General features: G+C 63.4%; 3 protein-coding genes. 1 reads left to right on the top strand and 2 read right to left on the bottom strand.

Features of this window, described 5'->3' with window-relative positions; genetic code table 11:
* Positions 1-95: 95 nt before the first annotated feature.
* Positions 96-482: a TraR/DksA family transcriptional regulator gene (locus AC1DSN_RS21630; protein WP_477298377.1), complete on the bottom strand. Its 387-nt coding sequence runs from the start codon at positions 480-482 to the stop codon at positions 96-98.
* Positions 483-739: 257 nt separating this feature from the next.
* Here AC1DSN_RS21630 and AC1DSN_RS21625 point away from each other — a divergent pair, with 257 nt between their 5' ends.
* Positions 740-1648: a LysR family transcriptional regulator gene (locus AC1DSN_RS21625; protein WP_477332813.1), complete on the top strand. Its 909-nt coding sequence runs from the start codon at positions 740-742 to the stop codon at positions 1646-1648.
* An 11-nt stretch (positions 1649-1659) separates the two neighbouring features.
* On the opposite strand, the gene AC1DSN_RS21620 is transcribed toward AC1DSN_RS21625, so the two are convergent.
* Positions 1660-2202: SDR family NAD(P)-dependent oxidoreductase (locus tag AC1DSN_RS21620; RefSeq protein ID WP_477332811.1), on the bottom strand; the 543-nt coding region annotated here is incomplete at its 5' end.

The raw sequence follows: 2202 nt of genomic DNA, 5'->3' as shown, positions 1-2202 counted from the left end.
CACGTAACGTCATGCCGTCAACGTAACAGCTGGCGGGCCCGCGCTCCTTGCAGTTTTGTTCCGTGGCGGGGAGGGATTACGCCTGGCGTGCGGTCTCAGCGGGCGTTGCGCTCGGCGCGCTCGCGGGCTTCCATTTCCTCGAGGGTGTAGATCGTCTCGGGAATCGCTTCCAGGCGTGCCTTCGAGATTTCCTCGCCGTTGCCGTCGGAGATGCCGTAGGTGCCTTCGGCGAGTTTCTCCAGCGCGCGGTCCACGACGGCGATGCGGCCTTCGTTGTGACTCAGGATGGATTCGTCCCGGTCCTGCTGGGCAAAACGCTCGGCGTCGTCGCCGGAATCCTGCGGCTCGCCGCCGGCGGTCTGCTGGAGCAGGCCCTCTTCGTTGCCTGCGTCGTCGGCGGTGCCGATCAGCTGCTTGCGCAGGGCGACGAGGCGTTCGCGCTGGGCGTCGAGAAAGCTCTTGCTGAGAACGGTGTCATTCATGCGGTTGGCCTTGTTTGAAGACGGAGGACTATTCGCCGAACCCACGGCCGCGTCTTGGACGTTTGAACTCGGTGCCCGGGGTCTCGGTATTCGATGGCCGCATGGATGTTAGTCCGTTCCAGGGCTTCTCGCCGTGAACGGACGGGTGCAAAGTAACGGGTTCAACCGAGCGGCCTCGAGGCTGGCAGCCTTGCCATGCCTGCCGTAGATTGAGTCAGCGGGGCCCGGTACGTTCATGAACCCGATGCGGAGCACTTATGGATCGGCTTGATGCCATGCAGTTGTTCGTGCGGGTAGCCGATTCCGGCAGTTTTTCGAAGGCCGCGATCTCGAGCGGCGTTTCCCAATCCACGGTCAGTAAGCAGATCGCCGCGATCGAATCGCGGCTGGGCGTGCAGTTGCTGCGCCGGACCACCCGCGGCCTCAGCGTCACGGAGGCTGGCCAGCAGTACTACGAGTCCATCCTCCAGCTCATCGAGGCCGTGGATGCTGCTGAAGCCAGGGTAGGGCATGCGCAGGTCGCTCCGACGGGCGTGCTGCGCGTGGCTATCTCGGCGGCCTTCGGACGTTTTTTCGTCCTGCCCTACCTCCCGGAGTTCTTCGCCCTCTATCCGGAGATGACGATCGACTTCGACATCTCCGAACGTCACGCCAATCTTGTCGAAGACGGTATCGATGTGGCGATCCGCATCGGCGCGTTGTCCGACTCGTCGCTGGTGGCGCGACGCATCGGTGGGGTTCGCTTCGCGACGGTGGGTACACCTGCCTACTTCGAGCGTTACGGCGTTCCCCAGCATCCACGCGACATCGAAACGATGCCTTGCGTGGTCTTCATGTTCCAGGGCGCCTCGCGCGCCTGGCGGTTCGCAGAGAACGGCGTACCCCTCGTCGTCGACGGCAATCCGGTGATACGTACCAACGATGCCGAACACATCCGGGGCTCGGTACTTGCCGGACTCGGGATGGGGCACAACCCGGGTTGGTTGTACGCGCGGGATATTGCCGAGGGGCGCTTGCAGCAGGTGCTGGCTGGCTACTCGCCGCCCGCCTTTCCGAYCAGCGCAGTGTCGCCGGCAGGTCGTCGACAGACCCGGAAAGCCCAGGTCTTCACTGAGTTCCTGGCCGCCAGGTTCAGCTCCATTCCGGAGCTGAGCCTGTCGGAGTGATCCTGCGGTGGTTAGCGCAGGCCGCCTGAGACGACGATGATCTCACCGGTGACCCAGCGCGCATCGTCAGAAGCGAGGAACACCGCTACCGGTGCGATGTCGTCGACATGGCCGATGCGACCCAGCGGCGTCTGCGAGACCAGGAATGTATCCAGCTCCGAACCGATGATGTTGCCGGTGTGGGTGCCTTCGGTCTCGACGATACCCGGGTTGAGCGAGTTGACGCGGATCTTGCGCGGTCCCAGTTCCTTGGCAAGCACGCCGGTGATGGCATCCAATGCACCCTTGGTCGCGGTGTAGATCACCGACTGCGGCGGCGTCATGCTGCTCACGCCCGAACCGATATTGATGATGCTGCCACCTTCGGGCAGGTACTTCATCGCGGCCTGCGTGACCAGTAAGGTGCCGCGCACGTTGACGTTGAAGTGGCTGTCGAAGTGCTCATCATCGAAGGCTTCGATCGGAGCGAACTTGTAGACACCCGAATTGTTCACCACGATATCGAGCCTGCCGAAGTTCGACACGGCCGCCTCGACCAGGGCCTGCGCCTGGGC

The sequence above is a fragment of the Luteibacter sp. P4_D7_3 genome (assembly GCF_056401735.1).
This window is presented reverse-complemented; position numbering and strand designations above follow the sequence as displayed.